Origin of the sequence: Hymenobacter sediminis, assembly GCF_003231285.1 — a bacterium.
Classification (GTDB): domain Bacteria; phylum Bacteroidota; class Bacteroidia; order Cytophagales; family Hymenobacteraceae; genus Hymenobacter; species Hymenobacter sediminis.
Genome location: NZ_QKNS01000001.1, coordinates 1096007 through 1111061, shown reverse-complemented (window position 1 = coordinate 1111061; position 15055 = coordinate 1096007). Strand labels below are relative to the sequence as shown.

General features: G+C 55.0%; 10 protein-coding genes. 6 read left to right on the top strand and 4 right to left on the bottom strand.

Features of this window, described 5'->3' with window-relative positions:
- Nucleotides 1-370: 370 nt before the first annotated feature.
- Both ftsH and rsfS read right to left on the bottom strand, forming a co-directional pair.
- A complete protein-coding gene (gene ftsH, locus DNI29_RS04905) occupies nt 371-2485 on the bottom strand; it encodes an ATP-dependent zinc metalloprotease FtsH (RefSeq protein ID WP_110976926.1) in 2115 nt (704 codons plus the stop codon).
- Nucleotides 2486-2584: 99 nt separating this feature from the next.
- Nucleotides 2585-2980, bottom strand: a complete 396-nt coding sequence (gene rsfS, locus DNI29_RS04900; protein WP_110976925.1) for a ribosome silencing factor — start codon at nt 2978-2980, stop codon at nt 2585-2587.
- 15 nt (nt 2981-2995) lie between these two features.
- On the opposite strand from rsfS, the gene DNI29_RS04895 reads away from it, so the two are divergent.
- From DNI29_RS04895 to rlmB, 5 genes are all read left to right on the top strand, one after another.
- A complete protein-coding gene (locus DNI29_RS04895) occupies nt 2996-3784 on the top strand; it encodes a biotin--[acetyl-CoA-carboxylase] ligase (protein WP_110976924.1) in 789 nt (262 codons plus the stop codon).
- Nucleotides 3785-4139: 355 nt separating this feature from the next.
- Nucleotides 4140-4586, top strand: coding sequence for a T9SS type A sorting domain-containing protein (locus DNI29_RS04890; protein WP_162303514.1), 447 nt, complete (start codon nt 4140-4142; stop codon nt 4584-4586).
- A gap of 215 nt (nt 4587-4801) precedes the next feature.
- The gene (locus DNI29_RS04885) at nt 4802-7789 is read left to right on the top strand and encodes a glycosyltransferase family 117 protein (RefSeq protein ID WP_110976922.1); all 2988 of its coding nucleotides are present in this window, start codon (nt 4802-4804) and stop codon (nt 7787-7789) included.
- 113 nt (nt 7790-7902) lie between these two features.
- On the top strand, nt 7903-9117 hold the full coding sequence (locus DNI29_RS04880; RefSeq protein ID WP_110976921.1) for a GWxTD domain-containing protein: 1215 nt from the start codon (nt 7903-7905) through the stop codon (nt 9115-9117).
- Complete coding sequence (gene rlmB, locus DNI29_RS04875) at nt 9081-10031, top strand: 23S rRNA (guanosine(2251)-2'-O)-methyltransferase RlmB (RefSeq protein WP_238387999.1); 951 nt, start codon at nt 9081-9083, stop codon at nt 10029-10031. The genes DNI29_RS04880 and rlmB overlap by 37 nt, the downstream gene beginning before the upstream one ends.
- Before the next feature lie 157 nt (nt 10032-10188).
- On the opposite strand, the gene DNI29_RS04870 is transcribed toward rlmB, so the two are convergent.
- Together DNI29_RS04870 and DNI29_RS04865 are read right to left on the bottom strand one after the other, a co-directional pair.
- Complete coding sequence (locus tag DNI29_RS04870) at nt 10189-11316, bottom strand: mannose-1-phosphate guanylyltransferase (RefSeq protein WP_110976920.1); 1128 nt, start codon at nt 11314-11316, stop codon at nt 10189-10191.
- 354 nt (nt 11317-11670) lie between these two features.
- Nucleotides 11671-12648: a KpsF/GutQ family sugar-phosphate isomerase gene (locus DNI29_RS04865; protein ID WP_438834623.1), complete on the bottom strand. Its 978-nt coding sequence runs from the start codon at nt 12646-12648 to the stop codon at nt 11671-11673.
- Between the two features lie 175 nt (nt 12649-12823).
- On the opposite strand from DNI29_RS04865, the gene recQ reads away from it, so the two are divergent.
- Nucleotides 12824-15022 carry a DNA helicase RecQ gene (gene recQ / locus DNI29_RS04860; RefSeq protein WP_110976918.1) on the top strand — a complete coding sequence of 733 codons (2199 nt, stop codon included), beginning with the start codon at nt 12824-12826 and terminating at the stop codon, nt 15020-15022.
- The last annotated feature ends 33 nt before the right edge of the window (nt 15023-15055 follow it).

Sequence of the window (15055 nt, the reverse complement as noted above, 5' to 3'; positions counted from 1 at the left end):
CCCATCACGAGGCAGCCCTCCAAAATTGTATAAAATCAGTAGCAAAAACGACTGGCACTCTTTTAGCAAGCTTCGCCCAAAACAACTTGCTAATGAACGAGATACCTCCCTATTGCCTAGCATCAACCAGTCCTCAGCCCACTGCAGCTGACTTTGAGCAGTGGATAGCCGAGTTATTGCCTGGAATTGGAGCTGCTATTGCCCAGCAAGGCTTTGAGCGAGGCTGTCAACTTCCTGCGTTCCAGAGTTACCTGCAAGAGCGGGCCCAGCTCCGGCTGCAATCCACGTAACAGACTTGTTATCTTATATCCATGAAAAAAGCCGGTGCTTTTTACAGCACCGGCTTTTTAGGAATGGTTTTGCGAGTTGACTATACAGGCGTTACCGCCGAACCGCTAGGCTCAGTGGTTGAGCCTGTTGAGTCAGTACCGTTATCGACGCCGGGCAGCTTGAGGTCCGGCAGGTCGTTGCCTAGCGGAACACCGGGGTGTTCCTGCTTTCGCTCGCTCAGCGTTTCTGAACGGTCCGTACCCGACATGTGAGCTTGATAAGTCGTCTGGCTATCGAAGGGGCGCTTACCAACAAGACGCTCGAGGTCATCTTGCAGCAGGATTTCCTTTTCCAACAGTTCCTTGGCAACTACTTCCAACTCGTGGCGGCGCTCCGTGAGAAGCTCCTTGGTCCGCACGTATGCTTGGTCGATAATAGCACGTACTTCCTCGTCAATCATCTGAGAGGTAGCTTCCGAGTAAGGCTTGGTGAAACCATACTCATTCTGGCCTTTCGAGTCATAAAACGATACGTTGCCCAACTTGGCGTTCATACCGTACATCGTCACGATGCTGTAGGCTACCTTGGTAATGCGCTCAAGGTCAGAGAGGGCACCGGTCGAAATCTTCCCGAATACCAACTCTTCTGCAGCCCGGCCACCCAGCGTCATGCACATTTCGTCCATGAGCTGCTCGGTGTTGTAGAGGAACTGCTCGCGCGGCAGATACTGCGCATAGCCTAGGGCAGCAACCCCACGGGGCACAATGCTCACTTTCACCAACGGATCGGCGTGCTCCAAGAACCAGCCAGCAATGGCGTGGCCAGCTTCGTGGTAAGCTACAATCTTCTTCTCGCCGGGGCTGATGATCTTGTTTTTCTTCTCCAAGCCACCAATCACACGGTCAACAGCATCGGTGAAGTCCTGCATGGTCACCATCTTCTTGTCGCGGCGGGCAGCAATCAGAGCGGCTTCGTTGCAGACGTTAGCAATTTCGGCACCAGCAAAACCAGGAGTCTGGGCAGCTAGCTTCTTGGCTTCTACATCGGGACCCAGGGTCAATGGCTTCAAGTGCACATTGAAAATCTGGGTACGGCCGTTAATGTCTGGCTTGTCAATGCTAATCTGACGGTCGAAGCGGCCAGGGCGCAACAGAGCCGAGTCCAGCGTATCAGGGCGGTTGGTAGCAGCCAGGATAATAACCCCGGAGTCGGTACCGAAGCCGTCCATTTCTACCAGCAGCGAGTTCAGGGTATTTTCCCGCTCGTCGTTGCCGCCGGGCACGTTACCGCGCGAGCGGCTACGACCAATAGCATCAATTTCGTCAATGAAGATAATGCAGGGCGCTTTGGCTTTGGCTTGCTTGAACAGGTCACGCACCCGGGCTGCGCCTACCCCTACGAACATCTCCACGAAGTCGGAACCCGACAGGGAGAAGAACGGAACGTCAGCTTCACCAGCCACTGCTTTAGCCAGCAGGGTTTTACCCGTACCGGGAGGACCTACCAGCAAAGCACCTTTCGGAATTTTACCGCCTAGGATGGTGAACTTCGAAGGGTTCTTGAGGAACTCCACGATTTCCTGCACTTCCTCTTTGGCTTCTTCCAGGCCGGCTACATCCTTGAAGGTAACTTTCACCTTGTCGCCACCCTCAAAGAGGGCCGCGCGAGATTTACCAATGTTGAAGATTTGGCCACCCGGTCCGCCCGCACCGCTCATGCGGCGCATCAAGAACCAGAAGCCCACGAACAGCAGAATCATGAAACCCCAAGTGGTTACATATTCGCCGTAGCCCGTGCGGTCAATAATTTTCAGGCCTACCTGCCGATCAGGGGGTAGGGTGGCCTGCACCTTGTCCAGATCCTCCTTGAAGGTTTTGCCATCTACCACCCGGAAGCTGTACTGCGCGCCCTGGTCCATAGAGAGCGGGCCCCGACGCTTCAGCTCGGCATCATAGGGAGCTTTCTGAATGGCCTCCTTTTTAAGAGAAACTTCAACCTGACGGTCGTTCACGAGAGTAATGTCGCGCACGTCGCCGGCAGAGAGCATCTGCTCAAAGCGTTTCTGTGTGATATCAATTAATGGATTGCTGCGCGAGAGGTACACCATCCCGAGGATGAGTACCACCAAGCCCGTCAGCACCCAGAGCTGCATCCCGGGCCGGGGCGCGGGATTAGGCAGCATAGGTTTTTTCTTTTTGGGCGTCGTATCAGACATGAATTGAGGTTGCTAAGACAAGAAACAAAGGCGCAACACGCCACTTGAATGATTGTTGGCGCATCCGCCAGTATTTTGCAAGACGCCGAAGGAAAGGTTTTACCTTACCGCCGCCGGAGTTTCCTCTTCTTCTACGTACGTAATCTGCGCATCGCCCCAGAGTTCTTCCAAACCATAGAACTGGCGCCGGTCACGCAGGAAAACGTGCACTACTACATCCACATAGTCGAGCAGAACCCACTCCCGGTTCATACGCCCTTCGGTTTGCCAAGGGTTCTGGCCGGTAAGCTTTTCTACCTCTTCCTCTACGGAGCGGGCAATAGCGTCAATTTGCGTATCTGAAGAAGCCGAGCAGATTATAAAATAATCGGCTACGGCATTTTTTAAGTCTTTAAGGTTGAGTACCACGATATCGGCTGCCTTCTTTTCTTGCATGCCGCGCACTACTACATCTGCCAACTTGTCCGAATCCTGCCGAACCAGGGTACTTTTCATGGGGTATTGTTAGGTTTGAACGTCACAAAGTACGAAAAACAGGTGGAGGCTATATACCCCCAAACGCTCTTCACGGGCCAACAGCTTGTCTGGTTGCCCGAATGCCCCTCGACGAACACCGAGGCATACCAACTAGCTGTCCAAAACCGGGCCACGGATGGCTGTTGCGTTATTACCGACAAACAGACCGCTGGCCGCGGCCAACGTGGCAATCAATGGGAAGCTGCGCCCGGTGAAAACCTGACACTGTCAGTGGTATGGCATCCAGGCTTTCTGCCAGCCGCCGACCAGTTTCTGCTGAGCCAAGCCGTAGCGCTGGCCGTGCATGACTGGCTGGTAACCCTGCTCGGCCCCGACCCGGCGTTGCGGGTGAAGTGGCCGAATGATATCTTCTTTGGAAATCAAAAGCTGGGTGGCATTCTGATTGAGAACACACTTAGTGGCCCGAAGATTCAGCATAGCATCGTCGGAATAGGATTAAATATTAATCAACGGCAATTTGGAGTGCCCACTGCTACCTCGCTGGCATGCTTAACCGGTCGGGCGTACTCGTTGCCCACCCTGGTAGCCCGGCTGCTGGAAAGCCTGGAGCGGCGCTACCTGCAGCTGCGCTCTGGTAAGGTAGGGGCGCTGCGGGCCGAATACTTGCGAGTACTTTACCGCTTTCAGGAAGAGCACGAATATGAAGCCGCCGGCCGTCGCTTTTCAGGCCAGATTGTGGGTGTTGATGAAATTGGCCGTCTTGCAGTAGCAACGAAAGGCGAACTGCATTATTTCGATTTAAAAGAAATTCGCTATATATGAGGGCATTGCTATGCCGTCTTAGTAGTACTACTCTTCCGGCTGCGTCTGGTTTGTAGTCTTTGCTCCTATGCTTACAGAACGTCTACCCGCGAAAAAAAGCAGTAATTATATTCATATTTACCACCTTCACTTTCAACCCTTTACTAGCACCTGTCGTAAGTTTACTTAAACCTCGATGCAACCATATCCTCTAAGCAAGCATCTGCCTGACAACCCAGCCGCTTTAATGAGGCATGGTAGTTGTCTATTCAGAGGCAGGCGGCTGCATCTGCCGCTTTGTCCTGTAGAGGATAACCGTACCTATTTGACTTTGCCGCACGGCTTGTCCGTGCGCTCCAGACGCCGACTGAATGCCATGAAACTTACTACGCGCTTTTTCCCCGTACTGCTGCTGCTCCTGTGGCAATTGCCGCTGCTGGCCGCTACGGTTCGGCTGGAAAGCTTACGATACGCTACCCCCTCCCGGCCCCTGCAACAAGTAGCTCCTGCAGTTGCTCCCCCTTCTCCCGGTGTTACTGCTTCAGTAGCTGCCCGAACGCTGACTCCAGCTTTATCTGTTTACCCGAATCCTTCGCGGGGCCTGATTACGGTATCCGTGGGACAGAAACTGCCTTGGGGTGACTTCAAGCTGCGCCTGAGCAACATCATTGGGCGCGAGGTGCGCAGTGTGCTGCTACGGCCGGAAGCGGCTGATGGAGGCATGAACCTGAACCTTTCCGATTTACCTCCTGGCATGTACTTCTACAGCCTCGTGCAGAATGATAAGGTAGTTTCTACCAAACGCTTGGTGCTACAGAACTAAGTGCTTCTGAATAGAATTAGAAAAGCAGCCTCCTCCTGGGCTGCTTTTTTTGTGCCCTTGGGGGTAGCGCAGTAGAAACTAGCCGGTGGTGCGCAACCCGATTCGTGCCTCTCGCTACTTATTCTCTACTTTTGATCTTTCACTGATTTCCTTCCGGACCCTAAAACCCGTCGTTCAGCAGCGGGCTGGCCGTAGTCAGCCTCACTTTATTTCGTATGCGGAGTTACAAAAGCCTGAATAATCTGGTCGGTTGGCTGGTATTTGCCCTTGCCACCATCACGTATCTACTCACCCTGGAGCCTACGGCTTCGTTCTGGGACTGCGGCGAGTTTATTGCCTGCTCCTACAAACTGCTGGTGCCTCACCCACCCGGGGCCCCCACCTTCCTGCTACTGGGCCGCTTGTTTTCCCTGCTTTCCTTTGGTGATTTAACCAAAGTATCGGTGCTGGTAAACGCATTGTCGGCGCTGAGTTCCTCTTTCACGGTGCTGTTCCTGTTCTGGATTATCACCATGCTGGCCAAAAAGCTGGTGCTGCACCGCCCTGGCATGCACGACGACCGGAACCTGGAGCCAACCTCCGGCCAAACCCTGCTGATTCTGGGTGCCGGCGCGGTGGGTGCTTTGGCTTACGCCTTTTCTGACTCTTTCTGGTTTAATGCCGTGGAAGCCGAGGTATACGCCATGTCGTCCTTGTGCACGGCGGCCGTGGTGTGGCTGATGCTGAAATGGGAAAACCGTGCTGATGAAGCCGACTCCGACCGGTGGCTGGTACTCATTGCCTATGTGATTGGTCTCAGCATTGGGGTTCACTTGCTGAACCTGCTGGCCATCCCGGCGCTGGGCTTTATTTATTACTACCGCCGCACCCAGAACCCAACTACCAAAGGCGGCATCATTACGCTGGTAGTGAGCAGCATCATTGTAGGTCTGATTCTGGCCGGTATTATCCCTGGCCTCCCTACCCTAGCGGGCGCGTTCGAAGTGTTCTTTGTGAATAGCTTCGGCCTACCCTTCAACTCGGGCTTGGTGTTCTTCCTGCTCCTCTTTGTGGGTTTGCTCTGGTTTGGTTTCCAGCAGTCGTTCAAGCGCCGCAGCCGTCTGCTGAACACGGTTATGCTGAGCCTGGTCTTCATCCTGATTGGCTATTCGAGCTACCTGATTGTTCCGATCCGCAGCTCCTACCACCCTACCATCAATGAAAACGCCCCGGAGGATGTGTTGTCCTTCGTGAGCTACCTGAAGCGCGAACAGTACGGCGACCGGCCCCTGCTCTATGGTCCTCAGTTCAATGCCCAGCCTATTGCCCAGGAAGATGGTGCCCCCCGCTACGTGCGCCAAGGCGACAAGTACGTGGTGGCCGAGTACCGCCCCGTGCTGCAGTATGCCTCCGAGGATAAAATGCTGTTGCCCCGTCTGTACAGCAACGACCCGCTCCACCTCTACAACTACAAGAAATGGGTTGATATTCAGGATGGGGTGAAGCCGACGATGGGCCAAAACTTGAGCTTCCTGTTCAAGTACCAGATGGGCCACATGTTCTGGCGTTACTTCATGTGGAACTACGTGGGTCGCGAAGGTGATATTCAGCAGTCGGGTATTTTGTGGGGTAGCGGCGCCGGCGCCGGCCTGCCTGAGCGCATTGCCGATAGCCCCGCTCGTAATGCTTTCTTCGCCCTACCCCTCATTCTGGGTGTATTAGGCCTGTTCTTCCACGTCCGCCGCGACGGCCGCAATGCCTTTATTGTGGGCTTGCTGTTCCTGTTCACTGGTCTGGCCATTGTGCTGTACCTGAACCAGCCGCCGATTGAGCCCCGCGAGCGGGACTACACCTTTGCGGGTGCTACGTTCGCCTTCGCCATCTGGATTGGCCTGGGCGTGCTGGCTCTGGCTGAGCTGCTGGAAAAAGTGGTGAAGTCGGAAACGGCACGCGCTGGCGTGGTGACGCTGCTGGGCCTAGTAGTACCGGGCATTATGGTGGCCCAAGGCTGGGATGACCACGACCGCTCGGACCGCTACAACTCCGTGGATTCTGCCAAGAACCTGCTGAACTCGCTGGCTCCAAATGCCATTCTGTTCACCAACGGCGACAACGACACTTTCCCCCTCTGGTACGCCCAGGAAGTAGAAGGCGTCCGCACCGACGTGCGCGTGGCCGTGCTTAGCTACCTGAATACCGATTGGTACATCGACCAAATGAAGCGCCGCGCTTATAAGTCGCAGCCGCTACCCATTTCGATGGAGAATGCCAACTACAAGCAAGGCACTAACGACTACCTCCCCTACGCCGAGAACCCGGCAGTGAAGGACATCGATGTGCGCCAGTTCATGCAGTTGGTAAACCAGAACAGCCCCCTGCTGCAGGTAAGCTACGGCGACGGCTCGAAGTCCCTGCTGTCCTTTCCTTCCCGTAAGTTCTACCTGCCTATTGATACCGCAGCCGTAGAGAAGCTGGGCATTATTCCGGCTGACCGCCGTGCTCAATTGGTGCCGCGCATGGAGTGGGAGGTAGGCAAGAGCGCCATCGAGAAGAAGAGCCTCGTGATTCTCGACATTCTGGCTACCAACAACTGGCAGCGCCCCGTGTACTTCTCCAGCACTGTGGACTCGCGCGACTTCATGGGCCTGCAGCCGTACTTCCAGCTTGATGGTATGGCCTACCGCATCTTGCCAGCCAAAGACCCCAATTACGACCCCAAAGGTGGCGATGAAGGCTACGTAGCAACGGAGCTGATGTACGATAACCTGATGAAGAAATTTGCCTTCCGGGGCCTGAACAACCCGAACATCTTCTACGACGAGAACAACCTGCGCTTCCCGGCCAACTACCGCGACAAATTCTCGCGGCTGGCTAACGCCCTGCTGGCTCAAGGCGACAAAGCCCGCGCCAAGCAAGTACTCGACAAAGCGTTTGAGGTGATGCCTGACAAGGCCATTCCGTATGATTACTACGTGCCGCAGTTCATTCCGGCTCTGGTAGCCGTGGGTGAGCAGCAGCGCGCCAACGAAATCATGGACACGATGACTGGCCGTGCCGAGCGGGCCCTGGCCTACTACAGCACCCACAACAGCGCCCTGTTCGACCAGGAGTTCCAGACCTACCTGATGTCGTTGAACAGCATCGGCCGCGCCGCCGAGCAGATTGGCGACCAGCAGCGGGCCACCAAGGCCATCAGCCTGCTGCAGCAGTACTACCAGCGCTAAGCCGCACGGTTTTTGCCGCCACAGAAGCCGGCTCCGGAAACGGGGCCGGCTTCTGTTGTTAGAAACCCTACCTTGAAGTCGTCTCGTCCTACCTCCCTACCTCCTTCCTTGCCGTGAAGCCTTTCTATCTGCTGCTATTTGTATGGTTGGGCCTGGGCAGTACTTTCTGCCTCCAGGCCGCGCCGCGTCGGGATTTTGCTACCCAGTACCGAGCCGAACGACGCATCATCATCGACACCCGACGGGAAGGCGACAGTGTACGGCTTTACCTGCGTTTTCCGAACACGGCCCTTATCCGGCGCGGCTTCCCACTGCACATAGCCCTCTGGGCGGATTACGATGCTAAGCGGGCCATTTGGCAGGATACTGTTCGGCGGTTTGCCCGGCGCCTGCAGCCTGATGGGGAAGGTGCGCGGATAGATTTCTGCCTACCCCTGCCGCGGCTGCGAGCTGGCCAGGTCCTCAGCCTGGCTGCCGGCCCCGCCGACGAAGCGGCCTCTGGCGAAGCAGCCTGGCTTCGCCTGACCCCAGAGCACCTTTCCCGCTCTTTTATTTTAACTGACTCGGTAGGGCAGCCGCTGTTGCGCCACTACGTGAGGGCCGGAGAGCCATTCATGGTTGATTCGTATGGCGAAGACCTGAACGTGCAGGCTTACCGCTACCCTCTCAGCTCCCTACCGGCCGCTCCGCCCATGACCAGCCCCAGCGCCATGCCAGCCCAGCCACGCAAGCTCAGCGCTCAGGACTCGGCCCGGTACCGGGCCGGTAGCTTGCTTCGCTTTCAAGCAGGGATGTATCTGCTACGGGTGAACCCAACGGAGCCGCGCAGTGGGCTGTTGGTAGAAGATAATACCTTCCCGGCCCTCACTTCGGCTGATGAGCTAATTGCGCCCTTGGTTTACCTGACTACCTCCGTAGAACGCAAAAAGCTGTTTGATGCACCTGAGCCCAAGAAAGCTGTAGATCAGTTCTGGCTTACGGTGGCGGGCAACAACCAAACTATTGCCAAGCAGCTGATCCGGACGTACTACGGGCGGGTGCAGGAAGCCAACCAATTTTTTTCAGCCCACAAAGCTGGCTGGCTTACCGACCGTGGCCTGTTATACCTGGTGCTAGGGCCGCCGGAAAGCGTGTATCGGGAGGCGGGTGAGGAACGCTGGGTATATCGTGCCGACCAGGGCATGGGCGGCACGTTCGTGTTCCGCGCCAAACCCAGTACCTTTGCACCTGATAACTATGAACTGGTGCGCCGCCCCGAGTACGAACAACTCTGGTATGCCGCCGTGGAGCAATGGAGAAAAGGACGAACCGCCCGCCCCGGCCGCTAACTGAGCGCCGCCAATTTTTTGATTCTGAAAACCGCCCGGTACCCAACCGGCGGCCGGCCTCGCGTGATGCGGAAGGTAGCCGCTTTGAAGGTGACCGGGCCGAAGGACGCCGCCCCGAGGGCGACCGGCCGGAGCGTCCGCGCTATCCCCACCGCCCGGCCCAAGACCGCAGCATCGACATGATTTTCGGGTTGCGCCCGATTCTGGAGGCCCTGAACGCCGGGCGTACCCTGGACAAGATTTTCTTGCTGCGCGGCACCAAGAACTCCATGACCCAGGATATTACGGCCCTGGCCAAAACGGCCAATATTCCGGTATCCATGGTGCCCATTGAAAAGCTCGATGGCATCACCCGCAAAAACCACCAGGGCGCAGTAGCCTACGTATCGCCGATTGACTACATGCCCCTGGACAGCATTCTGGCTGGCTTGTACGAAGAAGGCAAGACCCCGCTGTTGCTGGTGCTGGACCGCATTACCGATGTGCGCAACTTCGGCTCCATTGCCCGTAATGCCGAGTGCATGGGCGTGCATGCCATTGTAGTGCCCAGCCGCGGTGCCGCTCAGGTAAACGGCGACGCCCTGAAAACCTCGGCCGGCGCCCTCAACCTAATTCCGGTGTGCCGGGAGCCTAACCTGAAAGAAACCCTCACTTTCCTGCGCGAATCGGGGGTGCAGGTAGTAGCCTGTACGGAGAAATCTGACGCCAGCCTAGAAGCCGAAACCGTGGACCTGACTGGCCCTCTGGCTGTGCTGATGGGTAGCGAAGAAGACGGCATCAGCCCTGAGTACCTGCGTCTCGCTGACCACAAGCTGCGCATCCCCATGGCCGGCCAAATCAGCTCCCTCAACGTATCGGTAGCCAGCGGCATTATGCTCTACGAGGTACTGCGTCAGCGTCTTATTAAAAAGTAATTAGCCATTGCCAGGACGTAGCAATTCGTCCATTTGGGCTAATGGGATGGATAAAAGAATAAGCCCTTACCTTCATGCTGGAGGTAAGGGCTTATCTTATTTTATGAGGTAGGGGCTGGTCCGGATAAACTATTTCTTAGGTCTAAGCCATCCAAGGCTAGTTATACCCTACCCCCTTCTTCGACTTCACATCGGCTACAAACTCCTTCACGCGCTGTTCTTCAGTGCGCTTGCAGATGAGCAGCACGTTGTCGTACTCAGCTACAATGTAGCCTTCGAGACCTTGTACTACTACTAAGCGCTCGGGTGGTGTTTTGATAACGCACTCACTGGTGTCGTAGAGCAGGGCATTGCCGTCCACCACGTTTTCGTCGGCATCGTGCTGGCCCATGCGGTGCAAGGAATCCCAGGTGCCCAGGTCACTCCAGCCGAAGTCGGCGGGTAGCACATATACGTTATCGGCTTTTTCCATCACGCCGTAATCAATGCTGATATTGCGGCAGCGGGTATAAGCGCGAGAAATGAAATCTTCTTCCTGGGATGTGCCTAGCTCATTCCAGCCTTCATCAAATACTTCGGCAATATCACTGAGGTATTGATGGAAGGCGTGAATGATGGCATCGGCCCGCCACACAAACAGCCCCGAATTCCAGAGGAAGTCCCCGCTGGATACAAACATCTTGGCCAGTTCCAGATTCGGCTTTTCGGTGAAGGTTTTCACCTTGCGCAGGGTCTGCGGAAAAACGCCGTCTTCATGGCCAGGAGCAGTCTGCACATGCTGGGGCTGCACCACCTCATCAATAAACTGAATGTAGCCGTAGCCCGTGTCGGGGCGGGAAGGCTGAATGCCCAGCGTAATCAGCACATTGTGGGTGCGGGCTCCATCTACAGCCGTCCGGATGGCATCCCGGAAATTTTCCTCGTGCATCACAGCATGGTCGGCAGGCGTCACTACAATCACAGCCTCCGGGTCGCGCTGGGCAATACGGTAGCTGGCGTAGGCAATGCAGGGGGCAGTGTTGCGACCAATAGGTTCGCCCAGAATCTGGTCGATGGGTAGTTCCGGCAGGTGCTGGTGCACCAGTTCCGTATAGTCGCGGTTAGTTACTACAAATACGTTTTCGGGCGGACAAATCCCCCGAAATCTATCCACCGTGAGTTGGAGCATGGAGCGACCTAGACCCAGCACATCATGGAACTGCTTAGGGTGATGCGTGCGACTAAAGGGCCAGAAGCGGCTACCAATGCCGCCAGCCATTACAACGAGATACGTATGCTGTTCCATCGAAGCCGGACCGAAAGCCCGTAGTTAGGAGGAAAATATTCTTTTGCAGAAAAGCCAAAATAGGAAATCCTCACTCTTTCAAGACGGACTTCACGGGCTGATGAGAACGTTCACCCCTTCTTTTGGTTTTCGGCAATGATAGGGGAATATTTACTAATATAACAATTCTTTAAAATTATTTAATTATATCCATGAGCCAACTGATACCACTCTAGTCTTCAACTCCACATATAACTAGCAGAGAATAAGCCAGCTGATCCGTAACTAAGGTCACAGCAGAGCCAGAACTGCTTCTTAGCAGTTCTTTTTATAAAGCATTAAGAATGTGTTATGCCGATGCCGGCTTATCACCAGTTAGACCAAGCCCTCCCGCAATAGGTCGTGTAAGTGGATAAAACCTGCGAACTGTCCTTGCTGCGTCACAACAAGTTGCGTGATGTTGCGGTCCTGCATTCTGGTTAGAGCCTCTGCCGCGAAGTCTTCAATATCAATCGTAACCGGACTAGGCGTAAGGATGTCCTTCGCCCGCACAGCTTGCAAACGCCCTTCGAAGGTAGTAAGCATGCGGCGCAGGTCGCCATCTGTGATGATTCCTATTAGCGCCCTATTGGCATCGAGCACGGCAGTAGCCCCAAGGCGCTTGCCCGATATTTCCAGGATGATGTCTTTAAGCGGAGCGGAGTCGGTTACTTGAGGCTGCTGGTTTTGGCGGCTCAGGTCGCCAACTTTCAGGTACAATTGCTTGCCTAACGTGCCACCGGGATGCAGACGAGCAAAGTCCTGGCGGGTGAACTCCCGGCTTTCCAACAAACACACGGCCAGGGCATCGCCAAGGGCCAACGCCGCAGTAGTGCTAGTGGTGGGAGCTAGGTTGTGGGGGCAGGCTTCGCGGTCCACGGGGGCGTGCAGCACGTAGTCGGCCTGCACCGCCAGGTAGGAATCGGCGTTACTAACCAGGGCTGCCAGTGGCACCCCCTTACGCTTAAGCAGCGGTACGAGCACTTTGATTTCGGGCGTGTCGCCGCTCTTGCTGATAGCAATTACAAAATCATCAGCCTGAATCATACCCAAGTCGCCGTGGATAGCATCGGCGGCGTGCATAAATAGGGCTGGCGTACCCGTAGAGTTGAACGTAGCTACCATCTTGCCCGCAATGTGGGCGCTCTTACCAATGCCGGTTACTACTACCCTACCCCGCAAAGAGAGTATGGCTTCTACGCATTGTGCAAAATCAGGAGTCTGTGCTATGGCCTCGGCAACTCCCTGAATGGCTTCCGCTTCCTGCTGAAGCACTTTTTTTGCAAGTAAGTTGAGTTCGTTCTGTGGTTTCAATCTAAATTTGGTATTGCGTATCGGAAGCTCAGCAGTAGCATGCATTTTCGGTTAAACCCGAATTCTATACCCTAACTGCTTAGTACCAAATACCATAAAATCCCTAGATTGAGTAAGCAACACCGTCGTGTCGTTTATCCAACCTACCACCCCAATTGAGTAAGTGAGGATGTCCATGCCAGCCGTGAAACAACAAGTGCAGCAAGAGGCTGATTTGAAAGGCAAGTTAAAGGAAGTTTTCGGGTACGGGCAGTTCCGCGGCGTACAGGAAGACATCATTCAGAACGTTATTGCTGGCAATAACACGTTCGTGATTATGCCTACGGGCGCGGGCAAAAGCCTGTGCTATCAGCTACCTGCGCTTGTACTGCCGGGCACGGCCATCGTTATTTCGCCCCTTATTGCCCTGATGAAAAATCAGGTCGATCAGCTCAACGCCTTCGGGGTAAACGCGCAGTTTCTGAACTCGACCTTGTCGAAATCAGAGATGAATAAAGTGAAGAAGGACGTTATCAGCGGTGAGGTAAAGCTGCTGTACGTAGCGCCCGAAAGCCTGACCAAGGACGAAACCATCGAATTCCTCAATAAGGCCACTATTAGCTTCGTGGCGATTGACGAGGCGCACTGTATTTCGGAGTGGGGGCATGATTTCCGTCCCGAGTACCGTAAAATCCGCAGCATTATTGACGGGCTGGGCGTGCAGGTGCCTATTATTGCCCTCACGGCTACCGCTACTCCCAAGGTGCAGCAGGACATCCAGAAAAACCTGCAGATGGACGACGCCTCGGTTTTCAAGACGTCGTTTAACCGCACCAACCTGTACTACGAGGTGCGGCCCAAGCACAACACCAAAAAGCAGCTGATTCAGTACGTGAAGCTGCGCAAGGGCCAGGCCGGCATTGTGTACTGCCTGAGCCGCAAGAAGGTAGAGGAAATTGCCGAGCTGCTGAAGGTGAACGACGTGCGGGCCCTCCCCTACCACGCCGGCCTCGACCCCCACGTGCGCATGGCCAACCAGGATGCTTTCCTGAATGAGGAGTGCGACGTGATTGTGGCTACCATTGCCTTTGGTATGGGCATCGACAAGCCCGACGTGCGCTTCGTGATTCACTATGACACGCCGAAGAGCATTGAGGGCTACTACCAGGAAACCGGCCGCGGTGGCCGCGACGGTTTGGAAGGTGACTGCCTGATGTTCTACAGCTACGACGACATCGTGAAGCTGGAGAAGTTCAACAAGGATAAGCCCGTAACGGAGCGCGACAACTCCAAGCTGCTGCTGCAGGAAATGGCCAACTACGCTGACTCGGCGGTGTGCCGGCGCAAGCAGCTGCTGCATTACTTTGGCGAGCATTTCGAAAAAGACTGCGGCTTCTGCGACAACTGCAAGCACCCCAAGGAGCGGTTTGAGGCTAAGCACGAGGTAGTAATGGCCTTGAAAGCAGTAGTACAAACCGACGAGCGGTTTGGGCTCGACCACATTGGCACCGTGCTTATGGGCATGAACAACCCACATGTAGAAAGCTACGGCCACGACAAGCTGCCCGTGTACGGCCAAGGCAAAGAGCACGACGCTCAGTTCTGGCACTCGCTTTTGCGCCAAGTGTTGCTGAGTGGTTACCTGGAAAAGGACATCGAAAACTTTGGCGTGGTAAAGATTACGGCCAAGGGCATCGACTTCATTGAAAATCCGCATTCAATCAAGCTCACCAAGGACCATAACTACGAGGAAGAGGTGAAAGAGGAACAGGAACAAGAAGAAGTTCAACAGGCCGCCGGTCACGACGAAGCGCTGTTCGACATGCTGAAGGCCCTGCGCAAGAAAGTGGCCCAGCAGAAAAATCTGCCCCCCTACGTGCTATTCCAGGACCCGAGTCTGAAGGAAATGGCGACGACTTTCCCCACCAAAATGGACGACCTGGCCCATGTGTCGGGGGTAGGCCAAGGCAAGGCGCAGAAGTTTGGTGCGCCCTTCCTGGCTCTGATCCAGAAGTACGTGGACGAAAACGACATTGTAACGGCCGCCGACGTGGTAGTGAAATCGGCCGTTAACAAGTCAAAAATCAAGATTTACATCATCCAGCAAATCGATAAGAAGATGGACTTGGAGGAAATTGCTTCCTCCAAGGGCATTGACATGCGGGAGCTGATGGAGGAAATCGAACACATCTGCTACGCTGGCACCAAGCTCAACCTGGATTACTACATTGACGGGGTGCTGGATGAAGAGCGGCAAGAGGAGATTTACGATTACTTCATGACGGCCCAGACCGACAACATTGCGGTAGCCCTCAAAGAACTCGGCACCGACGACTACACCGAAGAGGACATTCGGCTTATGCGCATCAAGTTCCTGAGCGAGGTAGCAAACTAAATCACGGATTTATCGGATTGCACGCCTTTCGTG